Origin of the sequence: Variovorax sp. W2I14 (assembly GCF_050435205.1) — a bacterium.
GTDB classification, from domain to species: Bacteria; Pseudomonadota; Gammaproteobacteria; order Burkholderiales; family Burkholderiaceae_C; genus Variovorax; species Variovorax paradoxus_C.
Map to the genome: position 1 here is coordinate 5,711,272 of NZ_JBNDJX010000001.1, position 21,609 is coordinate 5,732,880.

The 21,609-nt window shown below is 69.0% G+C and carries 18 protein-coding genes; 10 read left to right on the plus strand and 8 right to left on the minus strand.

Going from position 1 to position 21,609, the window contains the following annotated elements; genetic code table 11:
- Nucleotides 1-2: 2 nt before the first annotated feature.
- Complete coding sequence (aqpZ, locus tag QF040_RS26695) at nucleotides 3-710, minus strand: aquaporin Z (RefSeq protein WP_429613506.1); 708 nt, start codon at nucleotides 708-710, stop codon at nucleotides 3-5.
- 179 nt (nucleotides 711-889) lie between these two features.
- The gene (locus QF040_RS26700; protein WP_429613507.1) at nucleotides 890-1,900 is read right to left on the minus strand and encodes a zinc-dependent alcohol dehydrogenase family protein; all 1,011 of its coding nucleotides are present in this window, start codon (nucleotides 1,898-1,900) and stop codon (nucleotides 890-892) included.
- Nucleotides 1,901-2,001: 101 nt separating this feature from the next.
- Between QF040_RS26700 and QF040_RS26705 the strand changes: the two genes are divergently transcribed.
- Together QF040_RS26705 and QF040_RS26710 are read left to right on the plus strand one after the other, a co-directional pair.
- Nucleotides 2,002-2,922 carry a LysR substrate-binding domain-containing protein gene (locus tag QF040_RS26705; RefSeq protein ID WP_429613508.1) on the plus strand — a complete coding sequence of 307 codons (921 nt, stop codon included), beginning with the start codon at nucleotides 2,002-2,004 and terminating at the stop codon, nucleotides 2,920-2,922.
- A gap of 59 nt (nucleotides 2,923-2,981) precedes the next feature.
- Nucleotides 2,982-4,028, plus strand: a complete 1,047-nt coding sequence (locus QF040_RS26710) for an ABC transporter substrate-binding protein (RefSeq protein WP_429613509.1) — start codon at nucleotides 2,982-2,984, stop codon at nucleotides 4,026-4,028.
- A 66-nt stretch (nucleotides 4,029-4,094) separates the two neighbouring features.
- Here the strand turns inward: QF040_RS26710 and QF040_RS26715 are convergent, their stop codons facing one another.
- The 6 genes from QF040_RS26715 to QF040_RS26740 all read right to left on the minus strand — a co-directional run bounded on the left by QF040_RS26715 (nucleotide 4,095) and on the right by QF040_RS26740 (nucleotide 9,737).
- The gene (locus QF040_RS26715) at nucleotides 4,095-4,721 is read right to left on the minus strand and encodes a hypothetical protein (RefSeq protein ID WP_429613510.1); all 627 of its coding nucleotides are present in this window, start codon (nucleotides 4,719-4,721) and stop codon (nucleotides 4,095-4,097) included.
- A gap of 53 nt (nucleotides 4,722-4,774) precedes the next feature.
- Nucleotides 4,775-5,614 carry a hypothetical protein gene (locus QF040_RS26720; protein ID WP_429613511.1) on the minus strand — a complete coding sequence of 280 codons (840 nt, stop codon included), beginning with the start codon at nucleotides 5,612-5,614 and terminating at the stop codon, nucleotides 4,775-4,777.
- Complete coding sequence (locus QF040_RS26725) at nucleotides 5,611-6,099, minus strand: hypothetical protein (RefSeq protein WP_429613512.1); 489 nt, start codon at nucleotides 6,097-6,099, stop codon at nucleotides 5,611-5,613. The genes QF040_RS26720 and QF040_RS26725 overlap by 4 nt, the downstream gene beginning before the upstream one ends.
- 7 nt (nucleotides 6,100-6,106) lie before the next feature.
- Nucleotides 6,107-6,769, minus strand: coding sequence for a hypothetical protein (locus tag QF040_RS26730; protein ID WP_429613513.1), 663 nt, complete (start codon nucleotides 6,767-6,769; stop codon nucleotides 6,107-6,109).
- Entirely contained in the window at nucleotides 6,769-7,380 is a 612-nt protein-coding gene (locus QF040_RS26735; protein ID WP_429613514.1) for a hypothetical protein, read from the minus strand. The genes QF040_RS26730 and QF040_RS26735 overlap by 1 nt, the downstream gene beginning before the upstream one ends.
- A gap of 65 nt (nucleotides 7,381-7,445) precedes the next feature.
- Nucleotides 7,446-9,737 carry an SdrD B-like domain-containing protein gene (locus QF040_RS26740; RefSeq protein ID WP_429613515.1) on the minus strand — a complete coding sequence of 764 codons (2,292 nt, stop codon included), beginning with the start codon at nucleotides 9,735-9,737 and terminating at the stop codon, nucleotides 7,446-7,448.
- Between the two features lie 292 nt (nucleotides 9,738-10,029).
- Between QF040_RS26740 and htpG the strand changes: the two genes are divergently transcribed.
- The 8 genes from htpG to QF040_RS26780 all read left to right on the plus strand — a co-directional run bounded on the left by htpG (nucleotide 10,030) and on the right by QF040_RS26780 (nucleotide 21,474).
- Nucleotides 10,030-12,066 carry a molecular chaperone HtpG gene (gene htpG, locus QF040_RS26745; RefSeq protein WP_429613516.1) on the plus strand — a complete coding sequence of 679 codons (2,037 nt, stop codon included), beginning with the start codon at nucleotides 10,030-10,032 and terminating at the stop codon, nucleotides 12,064-12,066.
- Nucleotides 12,063-12,677 carry a hypothetical protein gene (locus QF040_RS26750; protein ID WP_307646480.1) on the plus strand — a complete coding sequence of 205 codons (615 nt, stop codon included), beginning with the start codon at nucleotides 12,063-12,065 and terminating at the stop codon, nucleotides 12,675-12,677. The genes htpG and QF040_RS26750 overlap by 4 nt, the downstream gene beginning before the upstream one ends.
- Before the next feature lie 52 nt (nucleotides 12,678-12,729).
- On the plus strand, nucleotides 12,730-14,079 hold the full coding sequence (locus QF040_RS26755; RefSeq protein WP_429613517.1) for an SWIM zinc finger family protein: 1,350 nt from the start codon (nucleotides 12,730-12,732) through the stop codon (nucleotides 14,077-14,079).
- Between the two features lie 55 nt (nucleotides 14,080-14,134).
- Nucleotides 14,135-15,700 carry a DUF5691 domain-containing protein gene (locus QF040_RS26760; protein ID WP_429613518.1) on the plus strand — a complete coding sequence of 522 codons (1,566 nt, stop codon included), beginning with the start codon at nucleotides 14,135-14,137 and terminating at the stop codon, nucleotides 15,698-15,700.
- A complete protein-coding gene (locus tag QF040_RS26765) occupies nucleotides 15,697-16,776 on the plus strand; it encodes an ATP-binding protein (RefSeq protein ID WP_429613519.1) in 1,080 nt (359 codons plus the stop codon). Before QF040_RS26760 ends, QF040_RS26765 begins: the two co-directional genes overlap by 4 nt.
- A gap of 4 nt (nucleotides 16,777-16,780) precedes the next feature.
- Nucleotides 16,781-19,123 (plus strand): DUF5682 family protein, encoded by a 2,343-nt coding sequence (locus tag QF040_RS26770; RefSeq protein ID WP_429613520.1) that lies wholly within the window; start codon nucleotides 16,781-16,783, stop codon nucleotides 19,121-19,123.
- Between the two features lie 151 nt (nucleotides 19,124-19,274).
- Nucleotides 19,275-20,492 (plus strand): VWA domain-containing protein, encoded by a 1,218-nt coding sequence (locus QF040_RS26775; protein ID WP_429613521.1) that lies wholly within the window; start codon nucleotides 19,275-19,277, stop codon nucleotides 20,490-20,492.
- Between the two features lie 4 nt (nucleotides 20,493-20,496).
- Nucleotides 20,497-21,474 carry a Bug family tripartite tricarboxylate transporter substrate binding protein gene (locus QF040_RS26780; RefSeq protein ID WP_429613522.1) on the plus strand — a complete coding sequence of 326 codons (978 nt, stop codon included), beginning with the start codon at nucleotides 20,497-20,499 and terminating at the stop codon, nucleotides 21,472-21,474.
- Nucleotides 21,475-21,609 lie beyond the last annotated feature (135 nt).

The following is a 21,609-nucleotide window of genomic DNA, read 5'->3' on the forward strand; positions in this document are numbered from 1 at the left end:
CCTCAGTCGTCGTTGCCGTTGCTGAGCAAGGTGCGGTAGATCACCGCGCCGATGATCGCGCCCACGATGGGCGCGACCCAGAAGAGCCACAGTTCCGACACCGCATAGGACGGCCCGAAGAGGGCCGGGCCCGTGCTGCGCGCCGGGTTCACCGAGGTGTTGGTCACCGGGATCGAGATCAGGTGGATCAACGTGAGGCAGAGGCCAATGGCCATGCCCGCGAAGCCGCCGGCTGCGCGCTTGGCCGTCGAGCCGAGGATCACGATCAGGAACACGGCCGTCATCACCACTTCGCAGAGCGCTGCGGCATACAGGCCGTACTTGCCGGGCGAGTGCTCGCCATAGCCGTTGGTGGCGAAGCCGCCGATGTCGGCACCCGGTTTGCCCGTGGCGATGAGATAGAGAATGCCGGCCGCCGCAATCGCGCCGAGCACCTGCGACACGATGTAGCCCGCGAGTTGCGATGCCTTGAATCGGCCCGCGGCTGCGAGGCCGATCGACACCGCCGGATTGAAGTGGCCACCCGAAATCGGCCCCAGCGCATAGGCCCCTGTCACCACCGTGAGACCGAAGGCCAGCGAGACCCCGAGCAGGCCGATGCCCACACCCGGAAAGGCCGCCGCCAGGACCGCGCTTCCGCAGCCTCCGAGCGTGAGCCAGAAAGTACCAATGAATTCGGCCGACCACTTTTTGTAGGTACTGTGTTCCATAACGCTCCATCCTGAAGTTGAGAAAATGCGCCGGTCCAGGGCCGAGCGCGGGCGCATTCTGAGTCGAGAAATCAGGGGCGTCGAGCACCTTGTTGCAGCGAACGGAATCTCTTCACGGATCGCGCAAGTTTTGTGCGCTGCCGCAACTGCGTTGCATGTGAACGGAAGGCCTCAATACCTCAAAGCGTGATGACGATCTTCCCGAATGCGCCGCGTTCCAGGTGATCGAGTGCGGCGGGCAGCGCATCGAATTCGTACTGCGCCGCAATCACGGGCTTGAGCGCGTTGACGTCGATGGCGCGTACCAAATCTTCGAGCGCGCGACGGTGTCCGACGCCGATGCCTTGCACCGTCGCGCGGCCAAGCACCATTGCATAGAACGATGCGCTCAAGGTCTCGCCGCCGAGCATGCCGATGATCGACACGCGCCCGCCCTGCTTTGCGGCCTGCAGCGAGCGATCGAGGTTCGGGCCGCTCGACAGTTCGAGCACATGGTCCGCGCCGCGTCCGTTCGTGAGCCTGCGCACCTCGGTCGGCCAGTCGCTGTCGCGCATCAGCACGTGCGACGCGCCGAGCGCGAGCGTTTGTTCGCGCTTGTCCTCGCTCCCCGTCACCACGATGGCTCGCGCGCCATGCAGCCGCGCGAGCTGCAGACCGAACAGCGCGACGCCGCCGGTGCCGTGGATCAGCACGGTCTCGCCCGCGCGCAACGCGCCGGTTTCGGCGAGCGCGAACCATGCGGTGAGACCCGCGCAAGGCAGCGTGCTGGCTTCGGCCAGGTTCAGCGTGGCGGGCGCGGCCACTGCCCACGCGGCGTCGATCAGCACATGCGATGCGAGCATGCCCGGCCCTGGCCCGCCGGCGAGCACGGCGTCGGTGTGCCAGTGGCTGTCGATCCACCCGCCCCAGAAGGTGTTGACGACGCGATCGCCCACGGCGAAGCGCGTCACGCCAGCGCCCGCGGCCACCACCGTGCCTGCCATGTCGGAGCCGGGCGTGAAGGGCAGCGCGAGCTTCATGCCCATGCCGTCGCGAATCATCAGGAGGTCGCGGTAGTTGAGCGACACGGCGCCGACCCGCACGAGGATCTGGCCCGCGCCCGGTACGGGCAGCGGCGCTTCGACCTGTTCGAGATGGGCACGGCCGAATTGGGGAAGCTGCCAGCGGCGCAGCGTCTGAGGTTCTTGCATCGAAAAAGCTCCACGAAAAACAGCGAAGCCTTGATGCTATTGATGATGAAAACTATCCGGTGGTGGATAATTTTCTTCAATATGACGCCTGAAAGTATCCAATGAGCCGACGCCTGCAAGGCATCGAGGAGTTCGTCGCGGCAGTGGAAGCGGGCAGCTTCGCCCTCGCGGCGCAGCGGCTGCACGTCACCCGTTCTGCGGTTGCCAAGAGCATCGCGCGGCTCGAGGCGCGGCTGAACACGCGGCTGTTCCTTCGCACCACGCGCAGCCAGAGCCTCACCGAGGAAGGCCACGGTTATTACGAGCGCTGCCGCCGCGCGCTGGCCGAACTCGACGCGGCCGAAGCCGTGACCGACACGGCGCGCAGCACGGCAGCCGGCCTCGTGCGCGTCAGCATGCCGGCCATGCTCGGTCGGCTCAAGGTCGGGCCGCTGCTGCTGGCGCTGGCGCGTCGCCATCCGGCGCTGTCGCTCGAACTCGCGTTCAGCGACCGGCGTGTGGACCTGGTCGAAGAGGGCCTCGATCTCGCGATCCGCAGCGGAGAGCTTGCCGACACGTCGGAACTCGTCGCGCGGCCGGTTGGCGTGCAGTGGATGGTGCTGTGCGCCGCGCCCGCGTACCTGGCCGAGCGCGGGCATCCGCGCGGCATCGAGGCACTCACCGCGCCGCAGACACCGCATGAAGCCGTGCTCTATGCGCGCGACGGACAGGTCTCGACCTGGCACTTCCACGGTGCCGACGGCCGGCTCGTCGACGTGACGCTTCCTTCGCGCCTGCGCTGCGACAGCGCCGAGGTGCTGCTCGAAGCAGCCATCGGCGGCATGGGCCTGGCGCGCCTGCCCGCGTGGCTCGCGGCGGATGCGCTGGCTGCCGGCGCGCTGGTGCGCGTGTTCGAGGAGCCAAAGCCCTTCGGCTTCGAGCTGAACGTGATCCGCTCGCGCAGCCGCTACCTGCCGTTCAAGACGCGCGTGGTGATCGACTGGCTGGCCGAGCACCTGCCGCCGCTGCTGATCGTGCCGTGATCTGCAAGCCGGGCGCTATCCTGCGCCTTCGAACCCCCCACCGATCCGAGGAGAAGCACATGCGCACCCCAGCCATCCGGAACATCGCGGTCGCCATGGCCTTCGCCGGCTTCGCGGCTTTCTTCCTGCCGTCGCAGAACGCGGCCGCGCAGGGCACGGTCAACGCGCTGTGCAGTACCGACGCCGGCTGGTGCGAAGCCGCTGCAACAGCCTTCACGCGCGAGACCGGCATCAAGGTGCAGCAGGCGCACAAGGGCACCGGCGAAATCGGTGCGCAGCTGCGCGCCGAAGCCGCGAACCCCAAGACCGACATCTGGTGGGGCGGCACCGGCGACCCGTTCCTGCAGGCGGCCGAACAGGGGCTGCTCGAGCCCTATCGGCCCGCCTACATCAACGACCTGCACGACTGGGCGGTGCGGCAGTACGCGCTGTCGCAGAACATGGTGGGCGGCTTCTATACCAGCGCGATCGGCTTCGGCTTCAACACCGACGTGCTCAGGAAAAAGAAGCTGCATGAACCCAAGTGTTGGGCCGACCTGGTCAAGCCCGAATACAAGGGAGAGATCGAGATCTCGCACCCTGCCTCGAGCGGCACGGCCTACACCATCATCGCGGGCCTCGTGCAGCAGATGGGCGAGGACGCGGCCTTCGACTACCTGAAGCAGCTGCACAGGAACGTGACCAGCTACACCCGCAGCGGCCAGGCGCAGGCGCCCAACGTGGCCAAGGGCGAAGTGGCGATCGGCGTGAGCTTCATCTTCGGCTTCGAGCGCTGGCGGTATGACAAATTTCCTGTGAAGACCGCCGCGCCGTGCGAAGGCACGGGTTACGAAATCGGCGGCATCGCGCTCGTGAAAGGCGCGCGCAACAAGGAGAACGCCAAGCGCTACTACGACTGGCTCATGAGCCCGAAGGGCCAGGCCATCGGCGGCACCGTGGGCAGCCTGCAGTCGCCGGCCAACAAGACCTTCAAGCCCGATGCACGCATTCCGTCGATGGCGGATGTGAAGCTGATCAAGTACGACTTCCAGAAGTACGGGCAGGCGTCCGAGCGCAAGCGGCTGATCGATCGGTGGACGCGAGAGGTCGAATCGCAGCCGCGATAAGGGGCAGCGGGGCTCGGACCCGTTCGTCCCACACCTGCAGGCACCGCCGCATGGCGTGCCGGCAGGTCAGGGCGTGCTGGCCGTGAACGTCACCGTGCCGTTGTAGGTGCCGGCAACGCGGCTGGCCGAGTTCAGGTACGAGAAGGTCCAGTTCGCGTTGCGCTGCGTCACCAGGTTGTTGAAGCTGGTGCCGACAACGTTCACGGCGCTGCCGGTGCTGGTATTGGGGATCGCCGGCGCAGGCAGGTTGGCGTCGCTGGAGGCGATCGTGATTTCCGACAGGGGAATGGTGTTCGCGCCGCTGGCGAGCGGCGCCGTCGCGGTGGCGCGCAGGGTGACCTGCCCGGCGTTGCTGCGCACCTCCACCGGCAGCACGTTGCCGTTGGGCGTCACCGCGAAACTCGGCGCGCCGCCGCTCCAGTTCACAGCGGTGTTGTTGCCGGCGGCGGGCGTGTTGGGGACGCCGGGAATCGAGGGCGTGAGCGTGAAGGTGACGGTGCCGGTCGTGCCGCCGGGATTGGGGAAGTTGCCGTCGCCGATGCGAAAGAAGATGAACTTCTGGATGCCGATCGTGAAGTCCAGGCTCGCCTGCGTGCTGCGCGGAACGTTGGCGCTGGTGGCCGATGTGCTGGAGTCGGCCTGTGCGGCGGGCATCGTCGCGGCAATGCCCGCCGCACAGGCGAGCGTCGCCATGCCGCGAACCGCAGTGCGGGTGATTCGGGCACGCCGCATGTCCGCGACAAGGCTCACTTGAGCTCCGCGTCCACCTTGAAGCTGCCCTTGTCCCAGTCCAGCGCGCCGCTGGTCTTCACCGGGTAAACGGGCTCTGGCGCGGGCTGGCCGCTCTCGGCCTTGGGCACCAGCGCGAGCGTGCGGGTCTGGCCCGGCAGGATCGGCGTGCCCTCGGGCACCAGTTCGAAGGCGCGGCCCTTGCTGTCGGTCGCGTCCAGGCTGCCTTCGAGGCGGCCGTGCGCGTCGCCGGTGTTGGTCACGGTCACGACGGTGCGGCGCTTGCCGCCGGCCACGCTGCTCGCGATCTGCTTCATCTCCAGCTTGGGCTCGGCGCCGTCGAGCATGAGGTACACCGCCACCGCGATGCGCCCGGTCACCGGCAGGCTCAGGCTCGCGCCGCCGCCCTGGATGAGGGTCTGCTGCGCGGGCTCGGTGCCCTCGATGGCGATCATGAAGCGGCACTCGCCGCGCGGCGAACCCGCCGGCGGATCGACCTGGAAGCGGAACGATTTCTTGCCGCGCGCCGGCACCGTCACGCTGCGCCGCTCCAGCGCGACCCAGGGCCGGCAACTGCCGGGCTGCAGGTCGTCGTGGTAGGTGATGTTGCCGTCGGCCGAGTAGCTCCAGTCGATGGTGCGCACCGACACCTCGGTGGGGGCCGACGCGAGGTTGTGGATGTCCAGCGACTGGCCCAGGCGCACGCCGCTCTTGCCCGACACCTCGAAGCGCGAGGGGGAGACGGCGATCTCGAACGGCGCGGCCGTCGCGGCGCCGGCACAGGCCAGCAGCAGGAAGAAGGAGGAGGCGCGCAGCCATTGCGGCAGCGTGCGGGTGTGAAGAAGAAATTTGTTCATGGCAGGGTCTCGATTTCGAAGATCGATTCGAAGCTCAGGGATGCGCCCGATGGCAGGCGAAGTTCGCGCGGATCGATGCGCAGTGTCAGGTCGAAGGTCTCGTTCATCCACGGCGTCGCGACGGTGCCGCTCCAGACCGGCACGCGTTCGCCCGGGCGGGCGGTGCCGCTCGTGAAGGCGCCATTGCCGCGCCACTGCACCTGCAGGCCCGAAGGCGATCGCAGGCCCGGGATGCCCGCGGGAATCACGTAGAAGATGCGCGCGCGCCGGCCGATGTAGGGCGCGGTGGCGAGCCGGTATTCGATGCGCCCGAACGGCAGGTTGAAGCTGGTGCCGTCGATGGGCTGCACGTTGCGAAAGTCGGTGTTGACCTGGGCGCGCGGCGAGGTGGAGTCGTCCAGCCGCGCGACCAGCGCGCTGGCCGGAAGCGCCAGGCACAGCAGGAGGCCGGCGCATGCGGCGGTTCTCGGAACGAGGGCGTGCATGCGCGCGTCACTCCATGGACGCCGTGAAGCGCACGGTGCCCTTGTAGTTGCCGGCCGGGTAGACGACGTCGTTGTCGTAGCTGAATTGCAGTCGCGTCGCGCTCATCGCGTTCGACTGGTAGGTGTAGCCCAGGCAGAAGATGATGAGCGGGAACGAGCAGAAGGTCGCGTTGGCATTGAAGCTCGCGATCTGCTGGTTGTTGGTGTCGTTGAAGCGGCCGTTCTGGATGTCGCCCGTGGCGGCGGCGCCGTTGTTGCTGGCGACCCAGCTGATCTGGCTGAAGGGAATGACGGTGCTGCCGCAGCCGCCCGATTGGCACGACAGGCCCGCCAGCGAATCGACCTTGAGCGTCACCGGCCGTGCGGTGCCCGACGAATTCGCGGGCCGGATCGGCGTGACCGAGACGTCGATGGGCTGCGAGCCCGTCACCGCCGTGGGCGCCAGGGCCACGTTGTTGCCCGTAACGCTGAACGCCACGGTGTCGACGCCGCTCAGGGAGCCGACCCGCAGCGAAATGGCGTAGACGCCGCCAGTGTCCGACACCGTCGTGATGACCGCGCCCGCGGGCATGGCGGCACCCGCCGCCAGCACCACGGCTGCGAGCAGGCCGTGCCACCGGCTCCGTGCCTTGCGGTCGGATCCGTCGGCGTGCGCTGCCCGGAAATGCATCAGATGCCCTGTGCGGTGTAGGTGATGGTGGTGGTGTACGTGTTCGCGAGCCAGCTGGCCGGCGTGCCGCCCAGAGCGTACGTCCAGGTGCCCGTGGCCACCGTGTTGGAGGCGAACGGCGTCGAGGCGCAGGCGCCGAGGTTGGCGCCGGGGTGCGGCAGCGTGCCGGTCGTCGCCACCGTGAAGTTGGCGTTCGTCGGGCCGCCGGTGGCGTTCCATGCGGCCACTGCGCAGTTGATGGTGCCGGCGCCGGCGTTGGTCCAGGCGTACACGGTGAGCGCGCCGGCGGCGGTGGTGGTGGTCACAGTCGGCGCCGCGCCGCTCCAGTCCACGTTGGTGTTGGCGGCCGTGGCCAGGGGGGTGGTCGGCGCCACACCGGGGATGCTCAGGGCCGACGTCCAGCTCACCGTGTCTTGCGTGGTGTTGGTTGCGCCCACGCGCAGCAGGATGAGCTTGGGCACGACCACGCTCAGCTTGACATTGGCCTGCGCCGTGATGGTGCCGGTGCCCGAGCCGTACTGGCTTTCGGCCATGGCGGCGCCGCCGACGAAGAGGGAGAGGGCTGCCACGGAAATGGCGAGCATGCGATGGGCGATGGAACTGCGAATCATGAAATTGCCTTGGTTGAGAAAGATGAAAGGAGACACACGAAAAAAGACCGGGGAAAACACGTCGCTCATTCGCCCACCTTGACCACGGGGATCTCGGCGGTGGCCTGGCCACGCAAGGGAACATTGACGCTCACGCCGCTGTCGCCGGCCGCGCCCCAGGGGAGCGGCACGCTGTCGAGGGTGAGCGTCAGTTGATGGCGACCGGTCGTCACCAGCGGGAATTCGAAACGGCCGTCGCGGTCGGTCGTGGTGCGGTAGCGGCCGTCCAGCTGCACCTCGATGTTGGCGACGCCGCCTTCGCCGGACTGCTGCGCGCCATCGCGATTGGCATCGAAGAACACGCGCCCGGCCACGCTGCCGCCGCCCGCGCCCGTCCCGTTGCCGCGCATGCCGGCGGTCTGGAAGGCGGCGCCCGCGCTGCCCTCCCAGCGCAGGTAGATATAGGCGGTCTTGTCGTTGCTGCGGTAGAGCTGCGGGCCGGAGATCGACGTCGGCACCACGGCGGCGCGCGCCTGGTTGAAGCTGGCCGCGAAGCCGAGGCGCCAGCCCTTGGCGAGTTCCTTCTCGGCCGTGAGCGAGCCCGAGAGGCCGCGGCTGGTGTAAAGGCCGCCGCTTTGCGAGGTGTAGCGCAGGTTGCCGGCGATGTTGAAGCTGCTGGCGAGCCAGTAGCGGAACTGCATGCCCGCCGTGGGGTAGTTGCGCGCCACGCCGCCGCTCTTGTCGTGCGCGTAGCCCAGGGTGGTGGTGAGCTCGGGGCGCATGTTTTCGTAGCGCCCGCCGACCCAGTCCTGCTCCCACTGCACTTCCTGGCCGGTGGCGGCCTGGTCGCCGAGAACGATCAGCTCGTTGCGTCGCACCGTGAGGCTCAGGCGGCTGCGCGGCAGGTCGAAGAAACGCGTCTGGTAGAAGGCGTTGCCATAGAGGCTGCGCGAGTCGGCACTGCCGCTGCTGGCCGATGCGCGCTCGGCCTTTTCATAGCGCGTCTGGTAGACGCTCACGCTGCCGCCGGCCGACGTGTTGCGGTCGAACAGGTACTGGAAATTGCCGTTCGCACCGGTGCGGCTGTAGCCCGAGAGATTGAAGTTGGCGTCGGGCTGCGCGCGCTCGTGGTCGAGCCCGCCGCCCCAGCTCATGCGGCTCGTGTTGCGGTCCACGCGCCAGTAGGCGCCGCGCGTGCCGGTGGCCACGGCGTAGTCGCCGAAGTACAGGTTCGGCTTTGCGGTGTAGGCGCCGAACTCGTGGCGATAGAGGCCCGTGCGTGCGCTCGCCTCGACGAAGAACCCCTGCGAATCGCCGGTGGCGACGCCAGGCGTCTGCGAACTGATGCGGCTGCCCAGGAGCGTGGCGCGGACCTTGAAGTCGCCGCTCTGCGCCACCTCGCGGCCATAGCCCAGCGACGTGGCCCAGCTCGTGACGCTCTTCGCGCCGAAGCCTTGGCCGGTGAGCGGGTCGATGTAGTAAGCCGGAATGTCGCGCGCCTGATCCACCTGCGCGGCGGCGAACCACTTGTCGCCCAGGCGCTGCGTGAGGCCGAGCCAGCCGAGCGTGCCCTGGCTCTTCTCGAAGCCGGGATAGGGGCCGCCGGTCAGGGCACCGCGTTCGCCGAAGCCGGCGCGCAGGTCGGTGCCGTTGTTGAAGATGCGCGTCGATGCGCCGCGCACCGTGGTGCTGCCGAGCGACAGGCGGTAATTGCGGCCCAGGCCCTCGGTCAGTTCGCTGTAGATGTCGCCCACCGCGCTGTCGGCGAAGGTCTCGGGCGTGATCGGAAAGCCGAGGTTGCGCAGCGTGATGCGGCCGCTGCTCGCATCCCGTGCGTAGCCGAGCGATCCGATGCTGCTGCCGCTCGCCAGGCTGTTGCCGCTCAGATGCCGCCCATCGGCCTGCAGCACGAACTCCCCGTAATTGAGCGTTTCCTGGCGGTATTCGAGGCGCTGGCCGAACTCGGTCGCGCGCTGCCGGCCGTAGCCCGAAGCCTTCGAATCGCCGAAGCCGATGCGGCTTTCGACCAGCCAAGCGCGAAAGCCCTGCGGCTGCTCGGCCTCCCCGGTGGCGTCGTCGGCGGATGCGGCGCCGGCTTCCGGCGCGCTCATGAAGTTGTCCTGGTAAGCCTTGGGGGCGGCCTCGATGAGCGCCTTCAGGCGTGCCTGCTCGGCCTGGGCGCGGTCCATGGGCTGGATGCGGGCATCAGCCACGATGGACGGCACGGCGGCCGCCTTGGTCGGGCTGGTCTCGGCCCGGGCAAGGCCGAGGCCAAGGCAGGCCAGCATGGCCGCGCAGCCGGCAGCCAGCCGCGCGACGACGAGGCGCCACGGCATTCCGGCCGGGCCGGCGGCAATCGACGGTGCCACGCTCGTCATCGAACAACATCTCCGTTCCTTTGGGCAGTGCGGCCCCGGTTGCAATCACAGGGAGCGGAGAGTAATTCACAAATGTTAATTTCGGTAACTTATATGATGCAAAAGTTCACATTTTGGAGATCGCTGCCAAATTGTTCCGAGCCAACCGTGGAAAGCTGCGCGCGTTCACCCGCTCAATCGTTGTTTTTCGAACACTGCACCCTTAGTTGAAGAAGTTGGCGCTGCGTCGTCTTCGGTCGCCGCGCCGACTTAGAATTTTTTCGATTTCGACATTTCTCTCTCTCTCTCTCTCATGGCTGACTCCTCCAACACCAAACTCCCCTTCCAGGCCGAAGTCGCGCAGCTGCTGCACCTCGTCACGCACGCGCTCTACTCCAACAAGGAAATCTTCCTGCGCGAGCTGATCTCGAACGCGTCCGACGCGTGCGACAAGCTGCGTTTCGAGGCGCTCGACCACCCCGAGCTGTACGAAGACCAGCCCGAGCTGGACGTGCGCCTCTCGTTCGACAAGGCCGCCCGCACCCTCACCATCACCGACAAGGGCATCGGCCTGTCGCGCCAGGAAGCCATCGACAACCTCGGCACGATCGCCAAGAGCGGCACCAAGGACTTCATGAGCAAGCTGAGCGGCGACCAGAAGGCCGACGCGCAGCTCATCGGCCAGTTCGGCGTGGGCTTCTATTCGGGCTTCATCGTGGCCGACAAGATCTCGGTGGAATCGCGCCGCGCCGGCTTGCCGGCCGACCAGGGCGTGCGCTGGGTCAGCGGCGGCGCCGGCGACTTCGAGGTGGCCGACATCACCCGCGCCGAGCGCGGCACCAGCATCACGCTGCACCTGCGCGACGATGCCGACGAATACCTCAACGCCTGGAAGCTCAAGCAGATCGTCGGCAAGTATTCCGACCACATCTCGCTCCCGATCCTCATGGAAAAGGAAGAGTGGAAGGAAGGCGAGAACGATCAGCCCGGCGACATGGTGAAGACCGGCGAATGGGAAACGGTCAACAAGGCCAACGCCCTCTGGAGCCGTCCCAAGAAGGACATCACGCCCGAGCAGTACGAGGAGTTCTACAAGAGCATCAGCCACGACTACGAGGCGCCGCTCGCCTGGAGCCACAACCGCGTGGAGGGCAGCACCGAGTACACGCAGCTGCTCTACATCCCCGCCAAGGCGCCGTTCGATCTGTGGAACCGCGACAAGAGCGCGGGTGTGAAGCTCTACGTCAAGCGCGTCTTCATCATGGACGACGCCGAGGCGCTGCTGCCGAACTACCTGCGCTTCGTGAAGGGCGTGGTCGACTCGGCCGACCTGCCGCTGAACGTGAGCCGCGAGCTGCTGCAGGAAAGCCGCGACGTGAAGGCCATCCGCGAGGGCAGCACCAAGCGCGTGCTCTCCATGCTGGAAGACCTGGCGAAGAAGCAGAAGACCTCGCCCGAGAGTGGCGAGGGCAAGATCGACGTGGGCTCGGGCGAATCGGTGCCGGCTCCCGAGCCGACCGAAGCGGTGACGGACGTGGTCGACAAGAACGCGCCCACCGCCGCCGAAACCGCCGCCGCTGCGGCGGACGAATCGGGCAAGTACGCCAAGTTCTACGCCGAGTTCGGCGCGGTGCTGAAAGAGGGCCTGGGCGAGGACATGGGCAACCGCGATCGCATCGCCAAGCTGCTGCGCTTCGCCTCCAGCACCAGCGACGCCGTGACCGTGAGCCTGGCCGACTACAAGGCGCGCATGAAGGACGGCCAGGACGCGATCTACTACATCACGGCCGACACCTTGGCCGGCGCCAAGAACAGCCCGCAGCTCGAGGTCTTCAAGAAGAAGGGCATCGAGGTGCTGCTCATGACCGACCGCGTGGACGAGTGGGCGCTCAACTACCTCACCGAGTTCGACGGCACGCCGCTGCAGAGCGTGGCCAAGGGCGCGGTCGACCTGGGCAAGCTGCAGGACGAGGCCGAGAAGAAGGCGGCAGAAGAGGCCGCCGAATCCTTCAAGCCGCTGCTCGAGCGCCTGAAGGAAGCCCTCAAGGACAAGGCCGACGACGTGCGCGTGACCACCCGCCTGGTCGATTCGCCCGCCTGCCTCGTGGTGCAGGACGGCGGCATGAGCACGCAGCTCGCGCGCATGTTGAAGCAAGCCGGCCAGCCCGCGCCCGACCTGAAGCCGGTGCTCGAAGTCAACGCCGAGCACGCGCTGGTGAAGAAGCTCGAGAGCTCCGAGCACTTCGAGGATCTCGCCAACATCCTGTTCGACCAGGCGCTGCTCGCCGAAGGCGGGCTGCCGGCAGATCCTGCCGCCTACGTGAGGCGCGTCAACGCGCTCTTGGTGTGACGACCCGGCCGCGCACCCTTCGCGCAGCAGCGGTCGTTCCGGCGGCGCTGCTGGCGATGCTCCTGGTGAGCGGCTGTTCGCACTATCACATCGGCATTCCGCTGGTGCCCGGGCTCTCGCTCGGGCTCGGTGCCACCAAGGACGGCAATTTCTCCGTCGGCCTGAACACCGGCTGGGGCCCGCTCGGTGCGGGCGTCTCTGTCAACAACACCGGCGTGGTGGCCGGCACCGCGGGCGTGGGTGTCGGCGTCGGCATCGGGCCGATCGGCACCGGCGTCGGCGTGGGCAAGAGCGTGGTGCTGCACGACCCGAATGAGGGCAAGCCGGGGTACGCGCCCGCGGGCGGCGCCGCACCGGTCACCACGGCGGCGGTCGGGGCCACGGTGCCGATTTCCGGCACGTCCGGCGTCACTGGTGCCGCGCCCGTGGCGCTGGTTCCGACGGCCGCGCCGCTCACGGTCAGCAAAGGCGGTGTGACCCGGCCGGTCGCTACCCCCGCACCTCAGCAGCAACCGCCCGCGGTGCGCGTTTCCTACAGCACACCGGCCCCTGCCGCTGCCGCCGCTCCGGCGGGCAGCCTCGGCACGCCGGGCAATCCCGTCGCGCCCTGATGGCCGCGTCTTTCCATTCATCCGCGCCGCGGACCGGCGCGAGGGTGCCCCGATGACTCTCAGCACAGAAGCCGTCCTGGCACTCGCACCCGACGATGCGTCGGCCAAGGCCGCCAAGGGCCTGCTCGCGCCGGCCAAGTGGCCCACGCTCGGGTATTCCGACGAAGCCGTCTGGGGCGAATGCCAGGGCAGCGGCAGCAAGCCGTACCAGACGCAGGTCGATCTCTCCGGCCCCGTTTTCCGTTGCTCCTGCCCCAGCCGCAAGTTCCCCTGCAAGCACGGCCTCGCGTTGATGCTGCTGCGCGCGCAAAACGGCGCCAGCTTCACCGCCGCCGCGCCGCCGCCGTGGGTGGCCGAGTGGATCGCCTCCCGCCGCGACAAGGCCGAGAAGAAAGAAGCGCGCGCCGCCGAACCTGCGGCCGCGCCCGATCCCGCCGCGGCCGCCAAGCGCGACGCGCAGCGCTGGAAGCGCATCGAGGCCGGCGTGCAGGAGCTCGCGCGCTGGCTCGACGACCAGACCCAGCGCGGCCTCGCCGCGCTCGGCAGCGAGCAGCAGCAGGCCTGGGGCGCGATGGCCGCGCGCATGGTCGATGCGCAGGCGCCGGGGCTCGGGCAGCGCATCACGCAGGCGGCCGAACTCATCGGCGCGGGCGAAGGCTGGCCGGCGCGCCTGCTCGACCGGCTCGGGCGTCTTCAATTGATCGTCGATGCGGTGCCGCGCCGTGAATCGCTCTCGCCCGCTACGCTGGCCGACCTGCGCATCGCGCTCGGATGGCCGCAGGACCGCGAAGGCCTGCTCGCGGACGGCGAACGCATCAGCGACCACTGGCTCGTGCTGGGCCAATGCACCGACGAGCGCGATGCGAAGCTGGTCGAGCGCCATGTGTGGCTGCAGGGCCGCGCGAGCGGGCGGCGCGCGTTGCTGCTCGACTACTCGCATGGCGGTCGCGGTTTCGAAACCGGTTGGGTCAGCGGCAGCGAGCGCGCCGCGGTGCTGTGCTTCTATCCGGGCCACGCGTCGCAGCGCGCGCTGGTGGCCGAGCTTCTGGCGGACGCGCCTGCATCGACTGCGCCGGCAACCGATACCCCCGACGAGTGGCAACGCATGGCGCAACAGATCGCCGCCAATCCCTGGCAACCGCTGCTGCCGATGGCGTGGGGCGAAGCCATTCCCGCGCGGCACGGCGACCAGTGGTGGCTGCGCCTCGACGCCGCGCCGCAGGCCTTGCCGATGCAACTGGCGACGCAGGAGGCGTGGCAACTGCTCGCGCACTCGGGCGGCGCGCCGCTGCGGGTCTTCGGCGAATGGGACGGTGAGCAGTTCGCGCCGCTCACTGCCTGGGCGTCGGGTGCAGCGGCCGGGAGTGCGCCGGTCTGGACCTTGGCTGGAGTGCGCGCATGAGCCGCCGGGCCGCTCCCAAGGCGAATACCGCAGCGCGCAGCGCGGAGGTCATCGAATGAGTCACTGGAACACGCTGCTGCAGAGCGCACTGGTCGGCACCGCCCGCCAGCCCGTGCCGGCGGCCGATGCAATGGCGGGCGAGTTCGGCGGATTGCTGCAGGCGATCCAGTCCGGCGACGCCCAAGGCCAATTGCTGCGCGTCGCAGGCGCCGTCGCCATCGGGCGCCGTGCCGGCTTCGTGGCGCCGGGCCTCTCGCCCTCCGATGCGCCGATTGCCGCCGCGGATGAACGCCCCGTGCTGAACGATCCTGCGCTGCAGGCTGCCATCGCCGATGCGCTGGCAAGCGGTCCGCTGCGCCTGCAGCACGAAGGTCTCGCCGCGGTCACTGCCGCGGGCCTGCGCCTCCCCCACAACCTTCTGCCCACCGCACTCGACGCCGGCCGCCGCGCCATCGACTTGCGGCCTTCCGTGATCCCGGCGCTCGGCGAGCGCGGCCTCTGGCTCGCCGCGCGCAACGACGACTGGCGCTACGCCGTCGGCGCCAGCGAGCAAGCCGATGCGCAGACGCGTTGGGACGAAGGCAGCCTCGAGCAACGCCGCGCGGTGCTGGTCGAACAACGCCGCAGCGACCCCGCCGCCGCGCGCGAGCGCCTCGCCGCCGAACTGCCGCAACTCCCCGCCAAGGAACGCGCCGCGCTGCTCGGCGCGCTGGCCGGGAATATCGGCCCCGACGACGAAGTCTTGATCGACGCCCAGCTCAAGGACCGCGCCCGCGACGTGCGCCAGGCTGCTGTCGAGCTGCTGCAGCGCCTGCCCGCCAGCACCCATGTGCAGCGCATCGAAGCCTTCCTCGCGCCGCTGCTGTCGCAGGTGGGCGGCGTCTGGCAGTTGAACGCCCCCGAGGCCGCCGACCCGCGCTGGAAGGACGACGCCATCGACCCCGTGCGCCCCACCCACGACAGCCTCGGCGAGCGCGCCTGGTGGCTCTACCAGTTGGTGCGGCAAGCGCCGCTCTCGTGGTGGACCACGCACACCGGCATGGCCCCTGCCGCGCTGCTCGGCTGGGCCGAGAAGAGCGACTGGAAAGATGCCCTGTTCCGCGGCTGGAAAGAAGCCATCCTCGCCACGGCCAATGTCGACTGGGGCGATGCGATGCTCGACCACCACCACACCCGATACAGCCAGCGCGCCTGGGTCGGCCAGTTGCTGGCGCTGCTGCCCCGCGAACGGCGCGAGCGCCACTGGGTGATCGAACTCGGCTTGGCGGACAGCGGCGTGCAGAACGTGATCGCCTTCGCCGACCAGGCCTGCGCACCCGGTGAAACGCCATCGGCCGAACTCTCGCTCCAGCTTGCGGGCGCGCTGCGCACCCGCGTGGAGCGCGGCGACCTCGTCAACGACTACGTGCTGCGCCAGGTGCTCGGCAACGCGGCCGCGCTGCTGCATGCCGATGCGCTGCACCTGCTGGCCGACCTGCCGCGCGCCGCCGAGGAAAGCCCCGGCCTCGCGAGCGCATTGAGCGACACCGCGCGCATCGTGCGTGCGCGCCAGCTGTTCTCGACCCTTCGTCTTTCGTCCACTTCTTCCTCTTCTTCTTCCTCATCCCAAGGCCGTCCATGAGCAATGTCCTGCGCCAGCATGCCGAACATCAATTCGCCGAAGAACTCGATGCGCTCCAGAAGGTCGACGACCGCCAGCGCCCGGCCAACTGGAAACTCTCGCCCTGGGCCGTGCTCACCTACCTGATGGGCGGCAAGCTCGCCAACGGCTTCGAGGTCAGCCCCAAGTACATCGGCAATTCGCGCCTGATGGAGATCGCGGTCTCCACGCTCGCGACCGACCGCGCGCTGCTGCTCTACGGCGTGCCGGGCACTGCCAAGTCGTGGGTGTCGGAGCACCTGGCCGCGGCCGTGAGCGGCGACTCGACCATGCTGATCCAGGGGACCGCCGGCACCAGCGAAGAGCAGCTGCGCTACGGCTGGAACTACGCCGAGCTGCTGGCCCACGGCCCGTCGGAAAAGGCACTCGTGCCGAGCCCGCTGGTGCACGCGATGCGCCTCGGAAAGATCGCGCGCGTCGAAGAGCTCACCCGCATCCCGGCCGACGTTCAGGACACGCTGATCACCGTGCTGTCGGAAAAGACGCTGCCCATCCCTGAACTCGGCAGCGAGGTGCAGGCCGTGCGCGGCTTCTCGGTGATCGCCACCGCGAACAACCGCGACAAGGGCGTGAACGAACTCTCGAGCGCGCTCAAGCGACGCTTCAACACGGTGGTGCTGCCGGTGCCGGCGAGCGAAGCAGAAGAAGTGCAGATCGTGGTCAAGCGCGTGTCCGAGCTGGGCCGCGCGCTCGCGCTGCCGGCCGAGCCGCCCGCGCTGCAGGAAGTGCGCCGCGTGGTGCAGATCTTCCGTGAGCTGCGCAACGGCCAGACCGAAGACGGCAAGACGCGCATCAAGTCACCGACCTCCACGCTCTCGACGGCCGAAGCCATTTCCGTCATCAACAGCGGCATGGCGCTGGCCGGCCATTTCGGCGATGGCGTGCTGCGCTCGGCCGACGTGGCTTCGGGCCTCATCGGCGCGGTCATCAAGGACCCGGTGCAGGACCACGTGGTGTGGAAGGAATACCTGGAGACCGTGGTGAAGGAACGCTCCGACTGGAAGGACCTGTACCGCGCCTGCCGAGAGCAACTCTGAGCCCATGGCCTCACCGCTGCATTACTTCGGCATCCGCCACCACGGGCCCGGCTGTGCGCGCAGCCTGCTGCGCGCTTTCGAGTCGCTGCAGCCCGACTGCATCCTCGTCGAGGGCCCGCCCGAGGCCGAGGGCCTGCTTTCCTTCATGGCGCATGCGGACCTCCGCCCGCCAGTCGCGATGCTGGTGCATGCGAACGACGACACGCGCCTGGCCGCCTTCTATCCCTTCGCCGAGTTCTCGCCCGAGTGGCAGGCGCTGCAGTGGGGCGTGAAGCACGCGCTGCCCACGCGCTTCATCGATCTGCCGCAGGCGCATCGCATGGCCATCGAGCAGGCGGCGCGCGCGGCCGACGAGGCCAAGGCTGTCGAGGCAGAAGCACCAGTCGAAACGCCGCTCGACGACGACGAGACCGACAAGGTGCCGGTCGCCGAAACGGTCGAAGCGCCCGAACAGGAAGAGGCCGCCAACGCACTGCCCGACGACCCCTTCGACTGGCTCGCCCACGCCGCGGGCTATGCCGATGGCGAGAGCTGGTGGAACCACATGGTCGAGGAGCGCGGCGACGGCGAAGACCTGTTCGGCGCCATCGCCGAAGCGATGACCGCCGTGCGCGCCGAAACGCCCGAAGACCGCCGCGGCCAGCGCGCGATGGAGCGTGAGCAACTGCGCGAAGCCTTCATGCGGCAGTCGATCCGCGAAGCCGTCAAGGCCGGTCACCAGCGCATCGCCGTCGTCTGCGGCGCCTGGCACGTGCCCGCGCTGCAGGGCACGGTCACCGCCAAGGCTGACGCCGCGTTGCTCAAGGGCCTGCCCAAGCTCAAGGTGCTCGCCACCTGGGTGCCGTGGACCTATCGCCACCTCACGAGCGCGAGCGGCTACGGCGCGGGCATCGATTCGCCCGGCTGGTACGAGCACCTGTGGCAGCAAGGCGAGCAAGTGGCCGGCCGCACGACCGGCTGGCTCGCGCGCGCGGCAAGGCTGCTGCGCGAACACGACCTCGACTGCTCTTCCGCCCACCTGATCGAAGCCACGCGCCTCGCCGAAACGCTCGCTGCACTGCGCGAGCGTCCCGCGCCCGGCCTGCCCGAGCTCGACGAGGCGGTGCGCAGCGTAATCTGCATGGGCGAGCAGGCGCCGCTCACGCTGATCCACCAGCGCCTCACCGTCGGCGACCGCATGGGGCAGGTGCCCGCCGAAGTGCCGACCGTGCCGCTGCAGCGCGACATCGAGCAGGCGCAGAAAAGCCTGCGCCTCAAGCCCGAGGCGACCGCGAAGACGCTCGACCTCGACCTGCGCCAGCCCAACGACCTTGCGCGCAGCCACCTGCTGCACCGGCTGCGGCTGCTCGACTTGCCATGGGGCGAAATCACCGCCGGCCAGCGCGCGAGCCGCGGCACTTTCCACGAGGTGTGGCAGCTGCAATGGCAGCCCGAGTTCGCGCTGCGCATCATCGAAGCCAGCCGCTTCGGCGCGACCGTGGCGCATGCCGCGAGCGCGCGCGTGATGGAAGGGCTGACTGCGGAGACCTCGCTCACGGCGCTGGCCGAACAGGTCGACATCGTGCTGCTCGCCGACCTGCCGGTCGCCGTGCAGGCCGTGACTCGCGCGCTCGAAGACCGTGCCGCGCTCACCGGCGACGCGGTGCAGCTCATCGGCGCGGTGCCGCCGCTGGCCAACGTGTTCCGCTACGGCAGCGTCCGCCAGACCGACAGCGCGCTGCTCTCCCACGTGCTCGACAGCCTGATCGTGCGCGGCGCCATCGGCCTGCCGATTGCCTGCGGCGCGCTCGATGCCGAAGCCGCCGAGGCGCTGCGCACCCGGCTCATCGCCACGCACGATGCGGTGCGCCTGCGCGACGGCGAAGAAACCACCGCCGCCTGGCGCGCCGCGCTGCGCTCCATCGCTTTCGGCGAAACCGGCGCGCCGCTGCTGCGCGGCGTGAGCTGCCGGCTGCTGCTGGACGATGCGCAGATCGACAGCGACGGCGCCTCGCAGCAGCTCGCGCGCAACCTTTCGGCCGGCGCACCGCCGACTGAAGCCGCCGCGTGGCTCGAAGGCTTTCTCAACCGCAACGCGATGGTGCTGCTGCACGACGAAGCCGTCTGGTCGCTGGTCGACCGCTGGCTTGCGGGGCTCGGCGAAGAACACTTCGTGCAGGTGCTGCCGCTGGTGCGGCGCAGCTTCGCGGACTTTTCGGGTTCGGACCGGCGCGCGCTCGGCGAGCGTGCGAAACGCGGCGCGGTCGGCGGCACGCTGCCGGCCGCCGTGGCCGCCACCGAGTGGGATGAATCACGCGCGGTGCTCGCGCTGCCGCTGCTGCGGGAACTGCTGGGAGTGAAAGCATGAACGTTGGCTCTTGCTCCCTCTCCCTCTGGGGAGAGGGTTGGGGTGAGGGCATGAGCCTTCGCATCTGCACCGCCTTTGCTGTCGTCGCTGACCCTCACCCCCGCCCTCTCCCCAAGGGGAGAGGGAGCAATACAAGCACAGAGGTGACTCCATGAGCGCGAATCTTCAGGACCCCGCCGACGCTGAAGAAGCACCACTGCCACCCACCGACCGCCTGCAGCGCTGGCGGCTCGTGCTGGGCAGCGAAGCCAATGCCAGCTGCGGCGCCGTCGAGGGCCGCGTGCGAGAGATCGACCAGGCGCTCGCCGCGCTCTACGAAGCCGATGGCCGGCGCGGCCTCGGCCAGGGCGGGCAGCGTGGCGGCCGCGGCGATTCGGCGCCCAGCGTGGCGCGCTGGCTCGGCGACATCCGCAAGTACTTTCCGAGCCAGGTGGTGCAGGTGATGCAGCGCGATGCGATGGAGCGCCTGAACCTGCGCCAGATGCTGCTGCAGCCCGAGATGCTGGAGAGCGCGCAGCCCGACGTGCACCTGGTCGCGAACCTCGTGGCGCTCGCGAGCGTGATTCCGGCCGGCACCAAGGACACCGCGCGTGCCGTGGTGCGCAAGGTGGTCGACGAGCTCATGAAGAAGCTCGAGGAGCCGATGCGCAGCGCCGTGAGCGGCGCGCTCAACCGCAGCCAGCGCAACCGCCGCCCGCGCCATTCGGAGATCGACTGGAACCGCACCATCCGCGCCAACCTGCGCCACTGGCAGCCCGAATACCGCACCGTGGTGCCGCAGACGCTGGTCGGCTACGGCCGGAAGGCGCGCCAGCCGCAGCGCGAGGTGATCCTGTGCATCGACCAGAGCGGCTCGATGGCCGCCTCGGTCGTCTACTCGAGCATCTTCGGCGCGGTCATGGCGAGCCTGCCCGCGGTGGCGACCAAGCTGGTGGTGTTCGACACCGCCGTGGTCGACATGACCGAGCAGCTGCAGGACCCGGTGGACCTGCTGTTCGGCGTGCAGCTGGGCGGCGGCACCGACATCAACGGCGCGGTCGGCTACTGCCAGAGCCTGGTGCGCGAGCCGCGCAACACCATCCTCATCCTGATCTCCGACCTTTACGAAGGCGGTGTGGAAGACAACCTGCTGCGCCGCGCCAACGAGCTGGTCGAAGCCGGCGTGCAGTTCATCGCATTGCTCGCGCTCAGCGACGAGGGCGCGCCCGCCTACGACCGCGACCTGGCTTCCAAGCTGGCCGCGCTCGGCGTGCCGTCGTTCGCGTGCACGCCCGACGCATTTCCGGGGTTGATGGCTGCCGCGATCAAACGCGAAGACGTCGCAACGTGGGCCGCAGGCCAAGGCCTCAAAACCAGCCGCGCCGCGTGAGCTGATGCCCGGTCTGTCCCGACGCAAGCTTGCGGCACTGGCCCTTGCGGCCGTGTCGGGCAGGGCAGTGCAAGCGCAGCGCGACTTCCCGTCCAAGCCGATCCGCTGGATCGTGCCGTACCCACCGGGCGCCATCGCCGACATCGTCGCGCGCACCCTCGGCACCCAGCTCGCCATCGACACCGGCCAGCCGGTGCAGATCGAGAACCGCGCCGGCGGCAACACCGCGCTCGGTGCCATCGAGGCGGCCCGCGCGCCGGCCGATGGCTACACCGTGCTTTCGACCGACAACGGCACGCTGGTGTTCAACCCGGCGCTCTACCGCAACCTGAGCTATGACCCGGCGCGCGACTTCGCGCCGGTCACGCTGTTGGGCCGGCTGCCGATGGTGCTTCTGGTCGGCCCGTCGAGCGGGGTGAAGGACGCGCGTGCTTTCATCGCGGATGCGCGGGCGTTTCCGGGCAAGGTGAGCTTCGCCTCCGCCGGCACTGGCACCGTGCAGCACCTGGCGATGGAACTGCTCCAGCGCCAGGCCGGGCTGCGCATGGTGCACGTGCCCTACCGCGGCGCCGCGCCCGCGCTGGCCGACCTCGCGGGCGGGCAACTGCCCGCGATGATGAGCGACCTGGCCGCGGCCCACCGGTTCATCCAGGGCGGCAAGGCGCGCGCCCTCGCGGTCGCCAATGCCACCCGCCTGCCGCAGCTGCCCGCGGTGCCCACCTTCGCGGAGCTCGGCATGCCGCGCATCGAGGCCGCCGCGCTCATGGGCCTGGTGGTGCCCGCGGGCACGCCGCCCGAGCTGGTGGCGCGGCTGCAGCAGACGGTGGCCAGCGCGATCCACAACCCGGTGGTGCTGCGCAAGCTCGCCGAGTTCGGCGTGGAGCCGGTGGGCAGCACGCCGGCGCAGTTCGAAGCGCTCATCGGCGACGAAATGGCGCGCTGGCATCCGTTGATCAAGAGCCTCAACCTGTCGCTCGACTGATTAACGGGCAGCGTTTCAGACCCCTTCACGAGGCCTTTGCACGAACTTTGCGCGAGCGCGCCGCCGTTCTCACTCTGTACTAAGAGTGGCTGCCTAGATTGGCGCCTCGCACATGGAAAGGTCGCGCGGACGGGT